Genomic DNA, 18,705 nt, shown 5'->3' with positions numbered 1-18,705 from the left:
GGTATTTTCTATAAATTTCCGATAGATAAGCCCGGTTTTATGATTGCGTCCCGTGATTATTGGCGTTCGTCAACGCGGCCTCGGCACCGTCGACCAACAGCCGCACGCTGGCTTCGAACAGCGCGTCTGCGCCCTTATCCTGCAAAGTTTCCCAGCCTTCGCACAGCAGCGGGTAACGCTGGCGATCGGCATCATTCAGCGTATCGTCCGGCTGCATTTGCTGCTCTTCCAGCACCCAGCCTACGACGAAGCGCCCGACGGCGAACAGCAAATTCACCGCGCGTTCAGGCGTCAAGCCCGCCCGGCACAGCAGCGCCACCTTGGCCTCGATAATGGCGAATTGCGGCTCCTGCGGCCGGGTGCCGGCATGCAGACGCGCGCCGTCGCGGTAAGCCAGCAGAGCCCGACGGAAATTGCTCGCATTGGTGACGACCCAATCCTGCCAGGCCATATCGGCGGGCAGTTCTTCACGGTGATCCAACATGATGGTTTCCGCCATCGCTTTCAACAGCTCGGCTTTGTTCTTGAAATGCCAATAGAGCGTGGGAGATTGCACGCCGAGATGTTGCGCCAGGCGACGGGTGCTCAAAGCATCGATGCCGATTTCATTCAGCAGCGCCAGCGCTCCGCGCAGGACGGTTTCACGCGTTAAACGTATCGCAGTATTTTTTTCGCTCATTTCTCTATCACTGATAGGGTAACTATGGAATACTCAATACTCTATCACTGTTAGAGTCACAATCTTGAAAAAAACCATGCTGGTTATTTTGTTGACGGTGTTGCTGGATGCGGTGGGCATCGGTCTGATCATGCCGATCCTGCCGGCGTTGTTGCGTTCGCTGGGCGGTCTTGACGCCGGCAGCCTGCACTACGGCGCCCTGCTGGCGGCCTATGCGTTAATGCAATTTCTGTTCTCGCCGATCCTCGGCGCGCTGAGCGATCGTTTCGGCCGGCGGCCGGTGCTGTTAATTTCACTCGCCGGCGCCGCGGCCGACTACCTGCTGATGGCGTTCGCGCCGACGCTGGCCTGGCTCTATCTGGGCCGGTTGCTGGCGGGCATCACCGGCGCCAACATGGCGGTCGCCACCGCTTACGTTACCGATATTACTCCTGCCGGCCAGCGCGCGCGGCGTTTCGGCCTGGTGGGCACGGTATTCGGCGTCGGTTTTATCGTCGGCCCGCTGCTCGGCGGTTCGCTGGGCGAGTGGCATCTGCATGCGCCCTTCCTGGCGGCGGCGGCGATGAACACCGTCAACCTGGCGATGGCGTTTTTCCTGCTGCCGGAATCGCGTAAACCCCGCGCCCGCGCCGCCGAGAAAATCCGCCTCAATCCCTTTTCGTCATTGCGACGGCTGCACGGCAAACCGGGCCTGCTGCCGCTGGCCGGCATTTACCTGATCATGGCGCTGGTTTCACAGGCGCCGGCCACGCTGTGGATTTTATACGGCCAGGATCGTTTCGGCTGGAGCATGATGGTGGCGGGCCTGTCGCTGGCCGGTTACGGCGCCTGCCACGCGCTGTCGCAGGCCTTCGCCATCGGCCCGCTGGTCGCGCGGCTCGGCGAACGCAAGGCGCTGCTGATCGGCCTGACCGCCGACGCGCTGGGCCTGGTGCTGTTATCGATCGCCACGCGCGGCTGGGCGCCCTTTGCGCTGCTGCCGTTCTTCGCCGCGGGCGGTATGGCGCTGCCCGCGCTGCAGGCGTTAATGGCGCACAAAGTGGACGACGACCATCAGGGTGAGCTGCAAGGGACGCTGGCCAGCATGGGCAGCCTGATCGGCGTCGCGGGGCCGCTGATGGCGACGGCGCTGTATGCCGCCACGCGCGATGTCTGGCCCGGCCTGGTCTGGGCGTTGGCCGCCGCCCTCTATCTGCTGGTGCCGCCGTTGCTGGCGCGTTCGCGCGAGCGTGACGCGGCATAGCGTAGAGATCCCCTTCTCCCGCTTAAGCTCATTTATGGCTAAGCAAGGCATTATTCAGCATAAGCGGGCGCTTTACACGCCAGTGCGCCGCTCATTATCATCGCCCTTATCCCGCCGCAGGAAAATTTGAATGCTGTTTCATGGTGTTACGCCCAGCGCGTATCGCTATTGTTCACTTCGCCTATCGGAAAATCAGGATGAGAAAACTCACAACGCCGCTGATCGCCGCACTGCTGCTGGGCCTGTTTAGCCTGCCGGCCGGCGCGCAGGAGAAACCGCAGCAAATCACCATCGGTTACCAGAAAGCCAACATTTTTGCGCTGCTGAAATACCGCGGCACGCTGGAAAAAGCCCTTGAGCCGCAGGGCGTCAAGGTTCGCTGGATAGAATTCCCCGCCGGCCCGCAGATGTTGGAGGGGTTGAACGTCGGCAGCATCGATCTGGCGGCGACCGGCGACGCGCCGCCGGCCTTCGCGCAAGCCGCCAAGGCCGATCTGGTTTATTTGGCGCATTCGCCGCCCAGCCCGAAAACCGAAGCCATCGTGGTGCCGCAGGATTCGCCGATCCGCTCCGTGGCCGATCTGAAAGGCAAACGCGTGGCGTTGAACAAAGGGTCTGACGTCAATTACCTGCTGGTGAGCGCGCTGGAACAGGCCGGCTTGAGCTACAAGGACATCACGCCGGTCTATCTGCCGCCGAGCGATGCCCGCGCCGCCTTCCAGCGCGGCAGCGTCGACGCCTGGGTGATTTGGGATCCCTACTACGCCGAGGTGGAAACCCGCGCCAACGCCCGCCTGCTGAAAGACGCGGAGGGCCTGGTGCCGCACTATACCTTCTATCTCGCCAGCCGCCGCTTTGCCGAAACCTACCCGGACAGCGCCAAACAGGTGATTCAACAGCTCGGCGCGCTGAGCGACTGGGCCAACGAGCATCCACAGGAAGCGGCGGCGATCCTCGCTCAGAGCACCGGTCTGGATCAGGCCATTTGGGCCAGAGCCATCGCCCGCATGCCGTTCGGCAGCCAGCGCATGTCGCCGGAGGTGTTCAGACAGCAACAGCAGTTGGCGGATAAATTCACCGCCATCGGGCTGCTGCCGGTTAAGGTGGATGTCAACGCCGCCCGCTGGTCCGAAGATAAGCCCGAGGCGCCATAGCCTTTGCCGCGCTTTGGTTTTAGAAAGCAGAAACCGGCATTTTGCCGCCGGCATCAGCCGGCCTATGCTAACCCTGTGTGATGAAACGCGGTTTCATGGCATGTCTTCCGGAACGTTTTGCTTTAATTTGTTCGTCGTGAACCCTGGGCCGCCCCTGACTGGTGCGGCTTTTCTTTTTGTTCGGCAGTGTCGGCGGCGGCGAATTTTGCTATGGTAACCCGCAGATAAATGTCCCGTTTTCAGCCGCCGGATCGACTCATGTTCACCCATAAAGCAATCGCCGAGCTCAACGCCCTGGAGCTGATGGTTTATAACTACGTCAGCAAACACAAAAATCAAGTGATGTACATGACCATCCGCGAGCTGGCCGAGGCCGCCGGCGTATCCACCACCACCGTGCTGCGATTTTGCAAAAAAATGGGTTGCGACGGTTATTCAGAATTTCGCATCCGTTTCAAACTGTATCTGGAGCAAAGCGATGCGCCGCCGGTCGATTCCGGCATCGGCGAAATTCTCAGTTTTTTTAAAAGCGTCAGCAACGACGAATTTAATCAGTTACTCGATGAAGCGGCGCATCATATCGCCGCCGCCGAGCGGATTATTTTCGTCGGCATCAGCACCTCTGGCGCCTTGGGGAAATATGGCGCGCGTTTCTTTTCCAACGTCGGGAAATTCAGCACCCATATCGACGATCCTTATTATCCCGTCAACAGCGATATGTATAAAAACGCGGTGGCGATCATGCTGTCGGTTTCCGGCGAAACCGAAGAGATCCTGCGGCTGGCCAGCCAATTCAGTCTGCACCACTGCAAGATCATCAGCATCACCAACAACGAAACCTCTTCGCTGGCGCGGCTGGCGGACTTTAATCTCTCCTACCACGTGCCGCAGCATTTGATCGGCGGCCATCACAATATCACCACGCAGATCCCCGTGCTTTACATTATTGAAACCATCGGCAAACGGCTTGGGCATATTAATTCGGCAAAATAAAACAGGCTGTTTTTTTATTGTGACAAATCACTTTGTCCGGCGATTTGTTATATCGTGACATTTCTTTTGGTCTTGTTACTCTATTGGCAATGCGAACGTTATTATCCTTCATTAAATAAGATGAGACATTGACGATGAAACAGTTGCCGAAAGATTTTCTGTGGGGAGGCGCGGTCGCCGCGCACCAGGTTGAAGGCGGTTGGGATCGGGGCGGCAAAGGCTCAAGCATCGCCGACGTGCTGTCCGGCGGTTCGCACGGCGTCGATCGCGTGATGACCGACGGCGTGCTCGACGGCTACCGTTACCCCAACCATGAAGCGGTGGACTTCTACGGCCGCTACAAACAGGACGTGGCGCTGTTCGCCGAGATGGGCTTCAAATGCTTCCGCACCTCGATCGCCTGGACGCGCATCTTCCCGAACGGCGACGAAGCAGCGCCAAACGAGGCCGGCCTGCAGTTTTACGACGATCTGTTCGACGAGTTGCTGAAATACGGCATCCAGCCGGTGATCACCCTGTCGCACTTCGAAATGCCTTACCATTTGGTGAAAACCTACGGCGGCTGGAAAAACCGCCGGGTGGTGGAATTTTTCGTGCGCTTTAGCGAAGTGGTGATGCGCCGCTACCGCGAGAAGGTGAAGTACTGGATGACCTTCAACGAGATCAACAACCAGAGCAACTACCGCTACCCGCTGTTCGGTTACTGCTGTTCCGGCGTGGACTACACTCAGGAAGACAACCCGGAGCAGGCGCTGTACCAGGTATTGCACCACCAGTTCGTCGCCAGCGCGCAGGTGGTCAAACTCGGCCATCAGATCAACCCGGAGTTCAAGATCGGCTGCATGCTGGCCTGCGTGCCGTTCTACCCTTATTCCTGCAAGCCGGACGACGTGATGTACGCCGTGGAGGCGATGCACCAGCGCTATCTGTACACCGACGTGCAGATGCGCGGCTACTACCCAAGCTATCTGCTGCGCGACTGGGAACGCAAAGGGCTGAAGATCGAGATGCAGCCGCAGGACGCACAGATCCTGCGCGAGGGCTGCACCGACTACATCGGCTTCAGCTATTACATGAGCAACGCGCTGCAGGCCAACGCGGTGGAAGGCAGCGACGGCATGTTCGGCTTCCCGGGCAACGTGCCGAACCCGCACGTCAAGGCTTCCGACTGGGGCTGGCAGATCGATCCGGTCGGGCTGCGCTACTCGCTGAACGTATTGTATGAACGTTACCAGAAACCGCTGTTTATCGTGGAGAACGGCTTCGGCGCCTTCGACAAGGTGGAAGCGGACGGCCAGATCAACGATGACTATCGCATCGACTATCTGCGCGCCCATATCGAAGAGATGAAAAAAGCGGTGATTGAAGACGGCGTAGACCTGATCGGCTATACGCCGTGGGGCTGCATTGACTGCGTATCGTTCACCACCGGCGAGTACAGCAAGCGCTACGGCTTTATCTACGTCGATAAACACGACGACGGCACCGGCACGCTCGAACGTTCGCGCAAGAAAAGCTTCGACTGGTATCGCCGGGTGATCGCCAGCAACGGCGAACAGCTTTAACCGCACGGCAGACCAATCAGGGGCGATATTCGCCCCTTTTTACTTTATTGCGCCTTACTCCGCCGTCTGCCCGGCGGCGAGGTACTTCGCCATTTCCGCCGGCGGCACCATGCCGCCGCCGGTCGCCCACACCAGATGCGTCGCCTGCGCCAGGCTTTCCGCACTCACCCCTTGCCCGCTAAGCTGTTGCGCATTGGCCTCCATGCGCCACGGCCCGGCCATGCTCGCCAGGGCGGAGGGTTCCAGCTGGATATGCTCGTGCCTGTCCAACAACCCGAGCAACGCGAACATCTCTTCGTCGCTCAGCGTGTAAAATGCGCTCAGCAGGCGCTCCATCGCCCGGCCGACAAAACCCGAGGCGCGCCCCACCGCCAGCCCGTCCGCCGCCGTGCGGTTGTCGATGCCGAGATCTTGCACCGCAATGCCGTCATGCAACCCGCTGTAGACGCCGAGCAGCATGCAGGGGGAATGGGTCGGTTCGGCGAAAATGCAGTGAACGTGATCGCCGAACGCCAGCTTGAGACCAAAGGCCACACCGCCCGGCCCACCGCCGACGCCGCACGGCAGATACACGAACAGCGGATGCTGCGCGTCCACCACAATGCCCTGTTCGGCAAACTGCCGCTTCAGGCGGCCGCCCGCCACCGCGTAGCCGAGGAACAGGGTTTGCGAGTTTTCATCGTCGATAAAGAAGCAATTCGGATCGTTCGCCGCCTGTTGGCGCCCTTGCTCGACCGCCACGCCGTAATCTTCGGCGTATTCCACCACCGTCACGCCATTGTCGCGCAGCTTCTGTTTTTTCCACTCTCGCGCATCCGCCGACATGTGCACGCTGACATCAAATCCCAGGCGGGCGCTGATGATACCGATGGATAATCCCAGATTGCCCGTCGATCCGACGGCGATGCGGTACTGGCGGAAGAACTGACGAAACGCATCGGAACACAGCCGGGCGTAGTCGTCGCCGATCTGGAGCAGCCCCGCCTCCAGCGCCAGTTTCTCCGCGTGCGTCAGCACCTCATAGATGCCGCCGCGCGCTTTGATTGAACCGGAAATCGGCAGATGGCTGTCCTTTTTCAATAGCAGACGCCCGCCCAACGCCTGCCCATAGCGCCGATCCAACGCCTGCTGCATGGCGGGGATCGCCACCAGCTCGGACTCGATGATCCCCTTTGTCGGCTGGGTTTCCGGGAAGGCCGCGGCGAGATAAGGCGCGAAACGCGCCAGGCGCTGCTCGGCTTCGGCCACGTCGGCGGCGGTCAGCCCGACATGGGGCAAGCCGGCGGCCAGCGTGGTCGCACGCGGATTGAACCAGGTGATCGGCTCGAGGGCGACCATTCGTTGCAGCAGCGGATGCTGCGCAACCCACGGTTGGATCTGTGATTTTTGCATAAGAGTCCCTGACTGATTTGGCGTTGCCGTCACCATGCCGTGAACGCCGGCGGCTGACAAATGATAAATTCTGAGTTTGAGGTGCAATAGATTGATGCAAACGCGGCGTTAGCCTGCCGTCACGCCAAACAGCATGCCCACGCCTGAGGAGACCGCCATCGCCAGCGCGCTCCAGATCAGGATACGCGCCACGCCCGGCAAGATCGGCGCCCCGCCGGTTTTCGCGGCGATGCCGCCGAGAACGCCGAGAGAAATCAGCGCCGACGCCACCAGCGCCGCTCGCGTCCAGTCGAGCGGTGCCCACAGCGCCACCAGCAGCGGCAGCAGCGCGCCGAGGGAGAAACTGAGGGCCGACGCCAACGCGGCCTGCAGCGGCCGGGCGCGGGTGACGGAGGAAATGCCCAGCTCGTCGCGCGCGTGCGCCTCCAGCGCATCATGCGCCATGAGCTTTTCCGCCACCTGCCGAGCCAGCGCCGGATCCAGCCCGCGATGCACGTAGATTGACGTCAGTTCGCGAAACTCCCCCGGATAGTCTTCGAGCAACTCCGCCTGCTCTTCCGCCAGCGCGGCCTTTTCGGTATCCGCCTGCGACGAGACCGACACATACTCACCGGTGGCCATCGACATCGCCCCGGCCACCCACCCGGCGACGCCGGCGATCATCAGCGCGGAATGCGCGGCGCTGGCCGCCGCCACGCCCAGCAGCAGGCTGGCCGTCGAAACGATGCCGTCGTTGGCGCCGAGCACCGCCGCCCGCAGCCAGCCGATGCGTTCAATACTGTGCCGCTCTCGATGCATCCTTTCTCTCCTTCGTTCTCTTACCGCTAGCCCCGCGCCGCCGCTTCCAACCCGGCGATGTCGATTTTGCCCATCAGCAGCATCGCTTCCGTGACCCGCCGCACACGAGCGGCGTCGGGATCGTTCATCAACTCCGTCAGGCGCCGCGGCACAATTTGCCAGCACAGCCCCCAGCGATCGCGCAGCCAGCCGCACTGCTCCGCCTCGCCGCCCTCGCTCAAGGCATCCCACAGCCGGTCGACTTCCGCCTGATCGTCACATTCCACCATCACGGAGAAACTGTGGTTGAACGGATCCAGCGGCCCGGCTTCGATCGCCGCGTAGCGCTGGTCCCCCAGCGTGAAAGAAGCCAGTTTCACGCTGCCGGCCGGGCCGCTCGGCGTATCCGCCGGCAGGTCGGAAAACCAGTTCACGGACGAACCGGGGATCAGCGCGACATAGCAATTCAGCGCCGCTTCCATGTCCTTTTCAAACCACAGATGTTGCGTAATTCTGGCCATTTGCGCCTCCTTTACGCATCGAGGATCGGCGCGAACCCGCCAAAGATCATGCGTTTGCCGTCAAACGGCATCTCACCGAGCGCCTTCATGCGCGGATCGTTCATCATTTTCTCGTTGGCGGCGTCGCGCACCGCTTTGGAGGGGTACTCTATCCAGCTGAACACCACCACTTCACCTTCTTGCGCCTTCACCGCGCCGCGAAAGTCGGTGAGCTTGCCGTCGGGCACGTCATCGCCCCAACACTCCACGATGCGCGTGGCGCCAAACTCTTTGAACAGCGGCGCCGCTGCGGCCGCCAACCGGTGATAAGCCTCCTTGTTGGCGGCCGGTACCGCCACCACAAAACCGTCTACGTATTTCATCCTGGTATCCTCTTGTCTGATTAAGGACAGTCGGTTCAGCGCGGGCGACGTTGCCTGCGCCCCCTACCAGTTTAGACGGCGGGCGCGCAACCCGGATCGGAAGTTCAGCGCTCAGGATCGTTCGGTGGGTCAGAGTCCGGCGTGGCGACCCGGTTACGGCCGGCGTTTTTCGCTTTGTATACCGCCAGATCCGCCAGTTTGAGCAAGTCGGCCAGGCTGTGGCCGGAACCGCCCGGGCAGGTCACCATGCCGATGCTGACGGTGATCTGCAGCGGATGGCCGGCCGGCATGGTGATCGATTCCGCCTCAATGCGTTGCCGCAGCCGTTCAGCCAGCTGCAACCCTTGCTGTGGCTGGCCGAGCGTCGAGACGATAGCGAACTCTTCGCCGCCCATGCGGCCGAACAGATCATCGACGCGCAAATCGGCGGCGATCGCACGGGTAAAGGCCATCAGCGCCTGATCGCCGCCGGCGTGGCCGAAACGATCATTGATCGATTTGAAGTAATCAATATCAAGCATCATGACGCATACCAACTCGCCCTTTTGGTCAATCATCCGCTCGCCGCGCTGCATAAACGCATTGCGCGTCAGCACGTGGGTCAGCGCATCGTGGTTCGCCACATGCTCCAGCGTGCGCAGCAGCGCGCTGCGCGCATAGTTCATGCTGGCCACGGCGATGGGCCCCAGCGCCAGCAGCGCGATGCCCAAACGCATCGATACCGCGTTTTGCAACACCTGCATGTCGAGCGTCGTGCTAAGCAACCCGAAATCGATCGCCAGATGGCACCACAGCACATAAATCAGCACCGCAATCATGGTGCAGAACAGCGAAAAGGACATCGCCAGCCACAGCAGCACCGGCATGGGAAAGATCACCGCCCCGGGGCCGCCGATCAGCACGCTGCAGATCGCCGCCAACGCCAGCAGCGCCAATACTGCCAGTTTTCGTCCCGCGCGCGGCCATTGGCTGCGCTGCGTCACTATGCTGCGGGCCGCGCGCAAGCGATGCCGCCAATCGGCGGGAAACGCCAGAATAAACGGCATCAGCGTGACGTAGTTGGTGAACTCGGATGAGAACCACAGTGCCAGCGAGGTCAAATAGGGCCTGCCGAACAGCCACTGCGAGGCCGCCGCGCCCACCAAACCGGTCGCGGCGGCGGCGGCCAGGCAGATGCCGAACAGGTACATGCTGGAGGCGCCACGCTGCAGCATACGCGCTGGCGGCGACAGCCGCATGTACAGCAGATACCCCACCACCACGCCGGTCAGATTGGCGGCGTTCAGCAGCAGCGCCTTTTGCAGCGAACTGCCGGTCAGCAGGTCCGCCGCCAGATAACCCAGCACCGCCATGCCCCAGCCGGCGCGCGTGGCCCACTGAGGGCGACGCACCAGAAACGCCAGCAGTACGGCGTTTACCGGCCAGAATATCGCCAAAAATCCGACGGGGCGGCTCACGATGCCCAACAGGCAAACCGCGAACACCAACAGAAAGACGGTGAGTGCGGGCCAAATTTTCCGGGCATCGGACAACGAGGTGGTTTGCATCTTGGATCCAGAGACTTCTGCTGCGTAAGGTGACAATCTGTTCGTGTCACAACCGTCGACGATGAGGAGAAGATAAGCGGCCGACTCGCCTATTATTGCCAGTTTTGCTGGCCCGGACATCTGTTTATTCATCTAGGAAAAATATATTTGTGTATCAATATATTGACGACACCCGCATACCTGGCACAGAAACGGCTAAAGCGGACGCTTCACTTTGAACATTTCACGCCCCAGTTGGCCTGTTACCGGTAAAAACCGCCGTCTTTTTCCTCAAAAGCAAAATAAGATTGGGCTATGTGGGGTTGTTTTTTCATCCCGCGTCAAAACGCCTTGCGATACATCACAAAACCGGGACGCTCCGCCACCTTGTCGTACAGCCGCATGGCGATCTGGTTGGTTTCGTGGGTATTCCAATACACACGCGGCAACCCCAACTGCTGCGCACGCTCGTAAACCGCCGCGATCAGCGCCCTCGCCACCCCTTTGCCGCGCACCGCCTCTGCGGTGAACAGATCCTGCAGATAGCAGTTGGGCTGCAGCTGAATGGTGCTGCGGTGCAGAAGATAGTGCGTTAATCCAACGACCTGCCCCTGATGCTCGGCGACCAGCGCGTACATCGGTTCATAGGCGTCGAAAAAACGCCGCCAGGTGGTCTGTGTCACCTCATCCGGCAGCGCCGTTGCCCCCTCCCGGCCGTAAAAGGCGTTATACCCTTGCCACAGTGCCAGCCAGGCGGCGTAATCCCTTTGTTCCAACGATCTGACCACGATGCTTTCGCTCATGATGTCCTCTTCGATGATGCCAAAATGCCCCGCCTCCAGCATAGAACAACGAGCGTCAACGCGCAGGCGGCGGCATCACACCGGCGAGAAAATCCAGCAGCGCGCGGTTGAACAACGCCGGCCGCTGCAGCGGCGCGAAGTGGCTGCCCCCCGGCAGCGTCACCAGACGAACGCCGGGGATGCGGTGGCTCAGGTAAGCGGCGCGCCCTGCGCGGCAAAGCGGGTCAAATCGTCGTCGATTTGCATCTTTCTCCCCTCATTCGCCGAGGTTGAGCATCAATACGGCATCCAGGGAGTATAGTTCGCAGCGGCAAGCGGTGCCGTTCGCTTTCCCGGCATATACTTAAAGGAGGAATCGCAATGGAGGACGGTGAGATGAAGAAGATAATTCTCGTGTTTTTGACGTTGATGCTGAGCGGTTGTATCGGCGGAGGCGGCGGCCCATCGAATGCGCCTTCGGCATCGCCAAATGAACCTTACACCTGCACCAAATCCAGCGCCAACAGCGACTGCTCGCAATCGGTGGAACCATCGATGTACTAGCCGCGCTCGGCGGGCCGTCGCTTAACGGCCCGCCGCCTCAAACCGGCACTAGGAGGAGTGCTCCTCTTCATTGGCCTGATATCGCGTCGCCTGCTGCTTCATAAATACCACTTCCTGCGGGCTGGACAGGCTCACTTCCTGCGCGCGCAGCAGCTTGAGGATATTGAACAGCAGTTCGCTCTTGGTGGCGCCGACCATGCGCGGGCTCGGCACATAGCCGGTCACGCTCAGGATAATGCCGTCCGGCCCCAGTTGGCTGAAGCGCACGTAAGGCGCCGGCGTGTCCAGAATGGTTTCGTACTCGTTATAGGCGCTGAGCAAGATATTGCGCACCTGCTCCGGATCGATCGAGGTCGGGAACGTCAACGCGATGGTCACCACGCCTTGCGCGTTGCCCATGGTGGCGTTACGCACGTTCTGAGAGATCAGCTGCGAGTTCGGTACGATCATGGTGGAACGGTCGCTGAGCTGGATTTCGGTAGCGCGCACGTTGATGCGCCGCACGTCGCCCTCCACGCCGCCGATGCCGATCATATCCCCGACCTTCACCGGGCGTTCGGTCAGCAGGATCAGGCCGGAAATAAAGTTCTTCACAATCTCCTGCAAACCGAAACCGATACCGACCGACAGGGCGCTGACGATCCACGCCAGGTTGCTCCACTGGATGCCCAGCGCCGCCAGGGTGATCAGAATCACCAGCACATAGCCGATATTGCTGAACAGCGTCACCAGCGAGGCGCGGATGCCGACGTCCGAAATGGTCTTCGGCAACAGCTCAGAGCCAAGCCAGCGCCGTACCGCACGCAGGATGTAGATGCCGATCGCCAGGCAGATCACGGCGTTGAGCAGGTTGCCGGGCACGATGTTGAAACGCTGCAGCCCTTCGCCGGTCAGGATGGAGACGATTTTCTCCATCAGCGAGCCCGGCGTGGTGCTGCCGAACGAGCCGTTGAACAACGCGATAATCATCAACAGCAACAGTGAACATTTGGCCAGCGCGGTGGTGATGATCGACATCTGCTCCAGATGGCGATCCTTGAAGCTGAGCGTTTTCTTCAGCATCTTGCCGCTGACGGTCTGCGGCGAAAACAGCGCGGCGCACAGGTCGGTGGCGAACAGCACCATGAAGTAGAACGCCATCAGCACCAGCACCACCCAGATCAGCTGGTAGGTCAGGAAACGGGCGAAGGCGATGTAGCCGATAAGCAGGGAAAGCAGGATCACCACCGAACACACCAGGGTGACGATGTGCACCAGCCCGCCGACCAGCGTGCGTTTTTCCAGGTGCGCGCCCTGCTGCTCCAGACGGCGACGAATGCGCTGGCCGCGCAGCGGCGCCGCCAGCAGCACCATGCCGATCAGCCCCGCCACCAGGCCATTGCCGAAGATGGTGGTGGCCAATGAGGCGCTGACGACGTTGTTGATCAGCTCCACGGTGCCGAACGCCAGCGCCAGACCGGCCAGCAGCGGCGAGAAGTAACGCAGCCCGGCGGCCACTTCATTGTCCAGCGAAGCCAGACGCCACGACGGGCGATTCAGCGACAGCGCCGCACGCCCCAACCCGGCGATCAGCGCGCAGAAAATCCCCAGACGGTTAAAGCCTTCGGCGAAGTCTTCCAGCATCACCGGCAGCGGCTGCACGCGGATAAAGACGTAATACAGCAGGTTCAGCGCAATCGAGGTGGTGATCACCGTCACCGCCACGGTGATGATGGCCATAAAGCTGCGGCGCAGGCGCCCGTCCGGCAGGAAGCGAATGCTGATCCAGGCGAGGAAACGCTCGGACAAATAGCGCCCCCAGGACCAGACGATCACCGCCAGCGCCAGCAACGCCAGCGTGCCGTACCGCCATTCGTCCTGCCAACTGGCGTCCCAGGCCGCTTTCATCTCGGCGTTGAACTGGTCCAGCCGCTGCACGTCATCCGCTGACGGCTGCACCACCGGCGTCCAGAATTTGACGCCCAAAATGCTGCCGGTGTTCAGCGCCAGCTGGGTTTTGAACGCCACCCGACGCAGATCGCTGATCTGCTGGCCCAGATCGAAGGCGCTGGTCTTGATGGCCTGCGCGCGTTTTACCGCATCGTCCAACTGCTTCTTGCTGCTGTTCAGCGCATTGCGCTGCTGGGCGACGGCCGGGGTTTCCGGCAGCGCGCCGGCCGCCGGGGCCGGCCCCAGCACGTCCAGCTGCGCCTGCAGTTTTTCCTGCACCGGCTGCAGATCGGCGGACAATTTATCCATGCTGGCGACCAGATCGTCGGTCGCCAACCGCAGTTTGCTGAGCTGGGTGTCGGTCGTCGCTTTGGAAACCAGCTGCTTCATGCTGTCCAACTGCTTTTGCGCGGCTTTCAGCTGCGTAGCGGGATCGGGCGCGCTTTCGGCGGCGGGATCATCCTGGGTGGCGGCGACGGCGGCGAACGGCGTCAGTTGCATACCCAACAGCAATAATAACAACAGCAGGAACGGGCGAGGCTTTAACATAAATTCAGTGCTCAGCATCATTATCTGATAGACAGACGAACAGGCGGCGGATGAACCGTCGCTTAACCATAAACGCTAATTATAATAGCTGCTTAATGTCGGCCGAAATACAGTAATTATTCCCATTGTGTGCCACGCGCCCGCGCTCGCCTTAGCTTGCTGATAATTCAGGCGCTTTTACACTGGCGATACGGCATGAAGCGCTCTATAATCCAGCCACCGATTAACCTGCAACCAATAAAAGGAGACTTACTATGCTGACGTGTGAATTGGTTTTTCACTCACACTTCTTTGGTAATCGTCGCCGCTCAAGCATTACCGGTATCGCGCTGCGATAACCCAGCTTGAGCGAAGCTTACTAAATCCAGGATCTTCCCTCCGGCTTACCGGGTTGTCGTCAGCAATATTTGACGATAGGCATTGTCATGCCTGTAACTCTTGAGTAAGCAATGAGCACATTACTGTCTGCACAATCTGTCGGTTACGACAACGCGTTCGGCGTCCTGCTGAGCGAGATTTCCTTCAGCCTGAAAAAAGGCGACCGCATCGGTTTGATCGGCGATAACGGCTGCGGCAAAAGCACCCTGCTGCAAATTCTCAGCGGCGACCTGCCTGCGCACACCGGAACGGTGACATTGTCACATCAATGTCTGATGGCGCGCATTGAGCAGCATCTGCCGCCGGAGCTGCACGCCAATACCCTGCTGGATGCGGTTCTGGCGCGGCTCCCTGCGGGCCAACACCTCAGCGAACGCTGGCGCTGCGAAGCGCTACTGGCCGAGCTGGGGTTTGAACCAGAGAGCTGGACGTTGACCGCCGGCACCCTCAGCGGCGGCCAGCATACGCGGCTGCTGTTGGCGCGCGCGCTGATCCGCCAACCCGATCTGCTGCTGCTCGACGAACCCAGCAACCACCTGGACCTGCCCACGCTGCTGTGGCTGGAACAGTTCTTGCGTAACTGGACCGGCAGCTTCGTGCTGGTGTCGCACGATCGCTACCTGCTCGACCAGGTAACCAACTGCACCTGGATCCTGCGCGACAAAACGCTGCAGTTCTTCCGTTTGCCCTGCTCTGCGGCGCGCACCGCGCTGGCGGAACAGGACGCCGCGGACGAACAGCGGCGCCACGCTGAGCAAAAGGAAATCGACCGGGTGGAAAAAAGCGCCAAGCGCCTGGCGACCTGGGGCAAGGTCTACGACAACGAAGATCTGGCGCGCAAGGCCAAGCAAATGGAGAAGCGCGTCGATCGGTTGAAGGAAGAACAGACCACCCTGACCGCCGGCAGCCCGTGGCGGCTGCGGCTGCAGGGAGAAGCGCTGGACGCCGATCGCCTGCTGGCGCTGCCGCACTGGGCGGTGCGCCCGGCGCCGGATGCGCCGGTGCTGTTCAGCCTGGAACATCTGCGCGTGAAAAGCGGCGATCGCATCGCCATCGTCGGGCGCAACGGCTGCGGCAAATCGTCGCTGCTGCGCCTGCTGTGGCGCGAGTATCAGCAACAAACGCAGCGCCCGGCGCTGTTCCATCCGCGCGTGCGCATCGGCTATTACGATCAGAGCCTGCAACAGCTACGCGATGAAGACACGTTGAGCGAAGCGCTGGCGCAGTTTGCGCCGCTGACCGAGGAACAGCGGAAAATGGCGCTGATCGGCGCCGGGTTCCCTTACCTGCGCCACCATCAGCAGATCCGTTCGCTGAGCGGCGGCGAGCGTTCGCGGTTGCTGTTTGTCGGCCTGACGCTGGCCAACCATTCGCTGCTGTTGCTTGACGAGCCCACCAACCACCTGGATATGGCCGGCAAAGAGGAGCTGGCGGAAACGCTGCGCCAATTCCCCGGCGCCGTCATGCTGGTCACCCACGATCGGATGCTGATCGAACAGAGCTGCAACCGCTTTTGGCTGATAGACCAGCAAAAACTGGAGGAGTGGCACGATCTCGCGCCGGTGTACCAGCGCCTGGCGGGTGAAACGCCGGCTCTGCCGACGGCGCACGAGGCCAACGCAGACGCCCCGACGCCAAACCCGCAGTTGGAAGGCGAAGAGGCGTTGCTGACCGCCCTGTTTGCCCTCGAAAGCAAACTGGAGGCCGACCTGGCGCGTAAACCGAAGCATCAAAAACCGGAGCTTCAGGCGCGTTGGCGCCGCGAGATTGCCGACATCACCGCCCGGTTGCATCTGGGCTAATCCCACAGGCCGCCCGGCGGCCTGTCAGGCTATTGACAAAGAGGGGAAAAAGCGTGGTTTTTCCCCTCTTTGTGGCGATCAGCCGAAAATCAATAAATTGATTTTCCTTGTTTTTTATTCGGTGCTCTCTGCCAACCCAGCAAGGGTATAAAGGCCGCCCGGCGGCCTGTTTTTTCCTCTTTGCAAAAACCGCGTGCCGCCGCCGGCTTGAGGCGCGACACGCTGCGCTTTTGTTATCCGCAGCGCTGAGCGACACATTACTTTCATCATTCTCTGGCAGGCTACTGCCATTCTTTTTTTCGTTATCAGGCACTCCATGACATCACTCTCTCCACGGGACATCGAGGCGCGCTACCGCTTCGCGCGTGAGATCGCCCGCGCCGCCGCCGATCTCGCCTTCAGCTTTTACCAACGCCGGCAAAGTCTGGCCGTCGAGTTTAAACAGGGCCTGCAGGACGTGGTCAGCGAGGCCGACCGCCGCGTCGAGGCGCTGATCCGCCGTATGATCAACCGGCGCTTTCCCCTGGATGGGTTTCTCGGCGAAGAGAGCGGCGGCAGCGGCGATAACGCCGCCTGCCTTTGGGTCGTCGATCCGATTGACGGCACCGCCTGCTTCCTGAACGGGCTGCATACCTGGTGTATCGCGATAGGCGTGGTGATCGACGGCGAGCCAACGATCGGCGTGGTCTACGATCCCAACCACCGCGAGATGTTCCGCGCCTGCCGCGGCCAAGGCGCTTTCCTCAACGGGGAACCGATCGGCGTGCATGCCGGGCGCAGCGTCGCGGATGGCGTGATGGGCGTCGGGATATCACCGCGCGCCTCGGCGGCGGAATTCAGCGGTTTTCTCTGTCGCCTGCTGCAGGCGGGCGGCATGTTCGTGCGCAGCGGCTCCGGCGCGTTGATGACCGCCCAGGTGGCCGCCGGGCGCCTGCTAGGCTATTACGAACCGCATATGAACGCCTGGGACAGCCTGCCTGGGCTGGTGCTGACGCGCGAAGCCGGCGGCGTGGCGAATGACTTTATGCACCACAACGGGCTGCGGCGCGGCAACCCGCTGCTACTGGCCAACGCGGCGCTCTACCCGCAGTTGGCCGAGCTGATTCAAACGCCGGGCTTGATCGGCTCGACGTGCCCTATCGCGCGCGTGATGGCCGGATAAAGCGCGCGCAGCCGCCGTTCGACCCGATCGACCGCATCGTGCGCGGCGGCGATGGTCACCGCCGGCGACACCCGGCAGTGGAAGTTGACGATGATGCCGCCGTCGGTTCTGCGCGCCCGGATGTTGTGCACGTCTTGCACCTTATCCCCCTGCTCCAGCGCCGACTGCAAAATCAGCCGGATATCGGCCAGCTCGGCGGCGGAAACATCCTCGCTGGCCAGCCAGTGCGGCGTCTGCGGCTCCAGATGGGTCTCTATCTCGGTGTCCTCGCCGATCGCCTGACGCAGGATCCCTTCTATCTCCGTGGCGATATCATGCGCCTGCGCCACGCTGGCGTTGGCCGGCACAGCCAAATCCATGCCGATCGCCATGCGCGTCGGCAACTGCTGCAAGGTGACGTTCTGCACCTGCGCGCCGTGATTGGCGGCGATCGCCCGAATGCGCGTCGCCATGTCTTCGTCGCTGCGGGTCTGCGGCACCGCGATGACGGTAAACTCCGCCTTGGCATACTGCTCCCGCAGTCGTTCGACGATTTCTCGCTTGAGCGCATCGATGCGCTCCAGCGGCAAGGTGCGGCACACCGCCACCGTGATCTCGACAAAAAGTACGGCGCCGGCGTTGCGAATACGCACGCTGTCGCAGGCCAGCACCGCCGGGAAGCTGTCCAGCGTGGCGCGAATCGCCTCGGTGGCTCCGGCCGGCGCGGCATCCATCAGCGAGTCGAAGGAGCGTTTACCCAGTTTGATTGCCGCGACAAAGATAAAACCGGCGACGATCAGCGCGGCGATGGCGTCCGCACGGCCAAAGCCCAGCAGCACAAACACCATGCCCAGCAGCACCACGCCGGACGAAAGCATGTCGGAGAAGAAATGCAGCGCATCCGCTTCCAGCGCCGCGCTGTCGGTCGCCCTGGCGACGCGGTTGAGCGCCCGCACGCGGAAAAAATCGACGCAGATGGAAATCAGCAGCACCGCGATCACCACCGGCGCCGCGACGATCTCATGCGGCTGCCCAAGCAGGCTGCTGCCCGCCTCGTAGACGATCCAACCGGCGGCGCCGAGCAACAGCAACACCTCGAACAGCGCCGCCAGGTTTTCCACCTTGCCGTGGCCGAAGTGGTGATCGTCATCGGCGGGTTTATCGCTGATGCGCACCGCCAGCCAGGTGATGCTGGTGGCGATAAAATCGGTGAAAGAGTGGATCCCTTCGGATATCAGGCCGATACTGCCGGTAAAAATGCCGGCGACGAATTTGCCCGTGGCCAGCAACCCGCTGGCGATCATCGAGTTTCTGGCCACGGCCTGTTTTTCATTTTGCATGATGCTGC

The 18,705-nt window shown here is 61.3% G+C and carries 17 protein-coding genes; 7 read left to right on the top strand and 10 right to left on the bottom strand.

Features of this window, described 5'->3' with window-relative positions; translation table 11 throughout:
- Positions 1-37: 37 nt before the first annotated feature.
- Positions 38-679 carry a tetracycline resistance transcriptional repressor TetR gene (gene tetR / locus ACMGF7_RS19655; protein WP_004938056.1) on the bottom strand — a complete coding sequence of 214 codons (642 nt, stop codon included), beginning with the start codon at positions 677-679 and terminating at the stop codon, positions 38-40.
- 64 nt (positions 680-743) lie between these two features.
- Here tetR and tet(41) point away from each other — a divergent pair, with 64 nt between their 5' ends.
- From tet(41) to ACMGF7_RS19635, 4 genes are all read left to right on the top strand, one after another.
- Positions 744-1,922: a tetracycline efflux MFS transporter Tet(41) gene (gene tet(41), locus ACMGF7_RS19650; RefSeq protein WP_420286590.1), complete on the top strand. Its 1,179-nt coding sequence runs from the start codon at positions 744-746 to the stop codon at positions 1,920-1,922.
- A 197-nt stretch (positions 1,923-2,119) separates the two neighbouring features.
- Complete coding sequence (locus ACMGF7_RS19645; RefSeq protein WP_015377929.1) at positions 2,120-3,076, top strand: sulfonate ABC transporter substrate-binding protein; 957 nt, start codon at positions 2,120-2,122, stop codon at positions 3,074-3,076.
- 258 nt (positions 3,077-3,334) lie between these two features.
- A complete protein-coding gene (locus ACMGF7_RS19640; RefSeq protein WP_004938065.1) occupies positions 3,335-4,069 on the top strand; it encodes a MurR/RpiR family transcriptional regulator in 735 nt (244 codons plus the stop codon).
- A 128-nt stretch (positions 4,070-4,197) separates the two neighbouring features.
- Complete coding sequence (locus ACMGF7_RS19635) at positions 4,198-5,634, top strand: 6-phospho-beta-glucosidase (RefSeq protein ID WP_152903418.1); 1,437 nt, start codon at positions 4,198-4,200, stop codon at positions 5,632-5,634.
- Positions 5,635-5,688: 54 nt separating this feature from the next.
- Here the strand turns inward: ACMGF7_RS19635 and ACMGF7_RS19630 are convergent, their stop codons facing one another.
- From ACMGF7_RS19630 to ACMGF7_RS19600, 7 genes are all read right to left on the bottom strand, one after another.
- Positions 5,689-7,026 (bottom strand): D-serine ammonia-lyase, encoded by a 1,338-nt coding sequence (locus tag ACMGF7_RS19630; RefSeq protein ID WP_420286589.1) that lies wholly within the window; start codon positions 7,024-7,026, stop codon positions 5,689-5,691.
- A gap of 108 nt (positions 7,027-7,134) precedes the next feature.
- Complete coding sequence (locus ACMGF7_RS19625; RefSeq protein ID WP_015377931.1) at positions 7,135-7,824, bottom strand: VIT1/CCC1 transporter family protein; 690 nt, start codon at positions 7,822-7,824, stop codon at positions 7,135-7,137.
- Positions 7,825-7,850: 26 nt separating this feature from the next.
- Positions 7,851-8,324 (bottom strand): VOC family protein, encoded by a 474-nt coding sequence (locus tag ACMGF7_RS19620; RefSeq protein WP_015377932.1) that lies wholly within the window; start codon positions 8,322-8,324, stop codon positions 7,851-7,853.
- 11 nt (positions 8,325-8,335) lie between these two features.
- Positions 8,336-8,686 (bottom strand): DUF1428 domain-containing protein, encoded by a 351-nt coding sequence (locus tag ACMGF7_RS19615; RefSeq protein WP_004938082.1) that lies wholly within the window; start codon positions 8,684-8,686, stop codon positions 8,336-8,338.
- A 104-nt stretch (positions 8,687-8,790) separates the two neighbouring features.
- Positions 8,791-10,233 carry a sensor domain-containing diguanylate cyclase gene (locus ACMGF7_RS19610; protein ID WP_015377933.1) on the bottom strand — a complete coding sequence of 481 codons (1,443 nt, stop codon included), beginning with the start codon at positions 10,231-10,233 and terminating at the stop codon, positions 8,791-8,793.
- A 320-nt stretch (positions 10,234-10,553) separates the two neighbouring features.
- On the bottom strand, positions 10,554-11,015 hold the full coding sequence (locus ACMGF7_RS19605; protein ID WP_041922341.1) for a GNAT family N-acetyltransferase: 462 nt from the start codon (positions 11,013-11,015) through the stop codon (positions 10,554-10,556).
- A 55-nt stretch (positions 11,016-11,070) separates the two neighbouring features.
- On the bottom strand, positions 11,071-11,178 hold the full coding sequence (locus ACMGF7_RS19600; protein WP_370531148.1) for an alpha/beta fold hydrolase: 108 nt from the start codon (positions 11,176-11,178) through the stop codon (positions 11,071-11,073).
- A gap of 197 nt (positions 11,179-11,375) precedes the next feature.
- Between ACMGF7_RS19600 and ACMGF7_RS19595 the strand changes: the two genes are divergently transcribed.
- A complete protein-coding gene (locus ACMGF7_RS19595) occupies positions 11,376-11,558 on the top strand; it encodes a hypothetical protein (protein WP_004938091.1) in 183 nt (60 codons plus the stop codon).
- Between the two features lie 48 nt (positions 11,559-11,606).
- Here ACMGF7_RS19595 and ACMGF7_RS19590 read toward each other — a convergent pair whose 3' ends face one another.
- Positions 11,607-14,036 carry a DUF3772 domain-containing protein gene (locus ACMGF7_RS19590; RefSeq protein WP_170310334.1) on the bottom strand — a complete coding sequence of 810 codons (2,430 nt, stop codon included), beginning with the start codon at positions 14,034-14,036 and terminating at the stop codon, positions 11,607-11,609.
- 449 nt (positions 14,037-14,485) lie between these two features.
- Between ACMGF7_RS19590 and ACMGF7_RS19585 the strand changes: the two genes are divergently transcribed.
- Together ACMGF7_RS19585 and ACMGF7_RS19580 are read left to right on the top strand one after the other, a co-directional pair.
- A complete protein-coding gene (locus ACMGF7_RS19585) occupies positions 14,486-16,216 on the top strand; it encodes an ABC-F family ATP-binding cassette domain-containing protein (RefSeq protein ID WP_197799164.1) in 1,731 nt (576 codons plus the stop codon).
- Between the two features lie 316 nt (positions 16,217-16,532).
- Positions 16,533-17,378 carry an inositol monophosphatase family protein gene (locus tag ACMGF7_RS19580; protein WP_273890383.1) on the top strand — a complete coding sequence of 282 codons (846 nt, stop codon included), beginning with the start codon at positions 16,533-16,535 and terminating at the stop codon, positions 17,376-17,378.
- Here the strand turns inward: ACMGF7_RS19580 and ACMGF7_RS19575 are convergent.
- Positions 17,321-18,697: a cation diffusion facilitator family transporter gene (locus ACMGF7_RS19575; protein ID WP_273890382.1), complete on the bottom strand. Its 1,377-nt coding sequence runs from the start codon at positions 18,695-18,697 to the stop codon at positions 17,321-17,323. The genes ACMGF7_RS19580 and ACMGF7_RS19575 overlap by 58 nt on opposite strands.
- Between the last annotated feature and the right edge of the window lie 8 nt (positions 18,698-18,705).

Source organism: Serratia sp. BNK-17 (genome assembly GCF_048684935.1).
Lineage (GTDB): Bacteria > Pseudomonadota > Gammaproteobacteria > Enterobacterales > Enterobacteriaceae > Serratia > Serratia nematodiphila.
Note: the sequence above shows the minus strand (reverse complement) of the source record. Positions and strands in the feature narration are given on the sequence as shown.

What these genes read in the sequence shown, in the direction of transcription:
- tetR (WP_004938056.1), bottom strand. Translation starts at nt 679, where the DNA reads ATGAGCGAAAAAAATACTGCGATACGTTTAACGCGTGAAACCGTCCTG.
- ACMGF7_RS19645 (WP_015377929.1), top strand. Translation starts at nt 2,120, where the DNA reads ATGAGAAAACTCACAACGCCGCTGATCGCCGCACTGCTGCTGGGCCTG.
- ACMGF7_RS19640 (WP_004938065.1), top strand. Translation starts at nt 3,335, where the DNA reads ATGTTCACCCATAAAGCAATCGCCGAGCTCAACGCCCTGGAGCTGATG.
- ACMGF7_RS19630 (WP_420286589.1), bottom strand. Translation starts at nt 7,026, where the DNA reads ATGCAAAAATCACAGATCCAACCGTGGGTTGCGCAGCATCCGCTGCTG.
- ACMGF7_RS19625 (WP_015377931.1), bottom strand. Translation starts at nt 7,824, where the DNA reads ATGCATCGAGAGCGGCACAGTATTGAACGCATCGGCTGGCTGCGGGCG.
- ACMGF7_RS19620 (WP_015377932.1), bottom strand. Translation starts at nt 8,324, where the DNA reads ATGGCCAGAATTACGCAACATCTGTGGTTTGAAAAGGACATGGAAGCG.
- ACMGF7_RS19615 (WP_004938082.1), bottom strand. Translation starts at nt 8,686, where the DNA reads ATGAAATACGTAGACGGTTTTGTGGTGGCGGTACCGGCCGCCAACAAG.
- ACMGF7_RS19610 (WP_015377933.1), bottom strand. Translation starts at nt 10,233, where the DNA reads ATGCAAACCACCTCGTTGTCCGATGCCCGGAAAATTTGGCCCGCACTC.
- ACMGF7_RS19605 (WP_041922341.1), bottom strand. Translation starts at nt 11,015, where the DNA reads ATGAGCGAAAGCATCGTGGTCAGATCGTTGGAACAAAGGGATTACGCC.
- ACMGF7_RS19595 (WP_004938091.1), top strand. Translation starts at nt 11,376, where the DNA reads ATGGAGGACGGTGAGATGAAGAAGATAATTCTCGTGTTTTTGACGTTG.
- ACMGF7_RS19590 (WP_170310334.1), bottom strand. Translation starts at nt 14,036, where the DNA reads ATGTTAAAGCCTCGCCCGTTCCTGCTGTTGTTATTATTGCTGTTGGGT.
- ACMGF7_RS19585 (WP_197799164.1), top strand. Translation starts at nt 14,486, where the DNA reads ATGAGCACATTACTGTCTGCACAATCTGTCGGTTACGACAACGCGTTC.
- ACMGF7_RS19580 (WP_273890383.1), top strand. Translation starts at nt 16,533, where the DNA reads ATGACATCACTCTCTCCACGGGACATCGAGGCGCGCTACCGCTTCGCG.
- ACMGF7_RS19575 (WP_273890382.1), bottom strand. Translation starts at nt 18,697, where the DNA reads ATGCAAAATGAAAAACAGGCCGTGGCCAGAAACTCGATGATCGCCAGC.